The sequence below is a fragment of the Streptomyces sp. NPDC006516 genome (assembly GCF_040611875.1).
In the GTDB taxonomy this organism is placed as follows: domain Bacteria; phylum Actinomycetota; class Actinomycetes; order Streptomycetales; family Streptomycetaceae; genus Streptomyces.
This window is the reverse complement of the sequence record NZ_JBEXPD010000041.1, coordinates 1-1,304: the sequence shown is the minus strand read 5'-3', so window position 1 is coordinate 1,304 and position 1,304 is coordinate 1. Positions and strand designations below refer to the sequence as shown.

Below are 1,304 nucleotides of genomic sequence, written 5' to 3'. Positions count from 1 at the left end.
GTGGTGGTGCTGGAGGATGTGTGGGCGGAGCTGGAGAGCTGTCCGGACACGGCGCCGGATTCGGACGGGACCTGCGACGACCTGGCCTACGTGATCTACACGTCCGGATCCACCGGCCGGCCCAAGGGAGTCCAGGTCTCTCACCGGGGCATCCGTGACATCGCCCGGTGGCAGCACACGAACTACGGGCTGGACACCCCCCAGCGGGTGCTTCAGGGCACGTCGCTGAGCTTCGACATATCGGTGTGGGAGCTCTGCGCCGCCCTGCTGTCGGGCGGCACCCTGGTGCTGCCGCCCCCCGAGCTGAAGATGATGGGCTCCGAACTCGCCGACTTCCTCGTCGAGCAGGCCGTCGAGAACATCAACCTCACGCCCGCCGCCCTCGCCACCCTTCCCGAGGAGTCTTTGCCGCAGCTGCGCTGCGTCTCGGTCGGCGGAGAGGCGTGCCCCCTCGACCTCGTACGGACCTGGGCCCCCGGCCGGGCCTTCTTCAACGGATACGGCCCCTCCGAGGCCACCGTCGCGGTCAGCGTCGCCCGCTACGGTGCCGAACTGGAGCGTGTCCACATCGGCCGCCCCATCGACGGGGCGCGGCTGTACGTGCTCGACTCCCGGCTCCGGCTCCAGCCGGCCGGCGTGGCGGGTGAGCTCTACATCGGTGGGGCGGGGCTGGCCCGGGGGTATCTGGGGCGGCCGGAGCTGACGGCCGAGGCGTTCATCGCCAACCCCTTCGACGACACGGCCGGCAGCCGGCTCTACAAGACCGGAGACCGTGCTCGCTTCCTGCCCGACGGGAACATCGAATTCCTCGGCCGGGTCGACGACCAGGTGAAGATCCGCGGCTTCCGCGTCGAACTGGGAGAGATCGAGGACGTCCTGTCCCAGCACCCGGCGGTGCGCGCGGCCGCGGTCCTTGCCCAGGGGGACCCCACCGCGAAACGGCTGGTGGCGTACGTCGTGTCCGGCGCTCCCGTGGCTCCGGAGGACCTGAAGTCGTTCCTCGGGGAGCGGCTGCCCGCGCACATGGTCCCAGGCGTCCACATCCCCCTCGACGCTCTGCCGCTGACGCCGAACGGCAAGGTCGACCGCCGGGCCCTGGCCGCGCTGCCGTGGGAGGAGTACCTCTCCTCCGGCCAGGAGTTCGTGGCTCCCCGCAACGAGGTGGAGAACACTCTCGCGGAGATCTGGCAGGAGGTGCTGCACACCGGTCGTCCGGTGGGTGTGCATGACGATTTCTTCGCCTTGGGTGGGGATTCGATTTTGAGTCTTCAGGTGGTTTTCCGGGCGAAGCAGTGTGGGTTGTT

At 69.4% G+C, this 1,304-nt stretch carries 1 protein-coding gene; it reads left to right on the top strand.

Annotated elements, in window-relative coordinates; translation table 11 throughout:
* Positions 1-1,304 (top strand): non-ribosomal peptide synthetase (locus ABZY45_RS35060; RefSeq protein WP_356746305.1); only part of this gene is annotated, 1,304 nt, incomplete at both ends.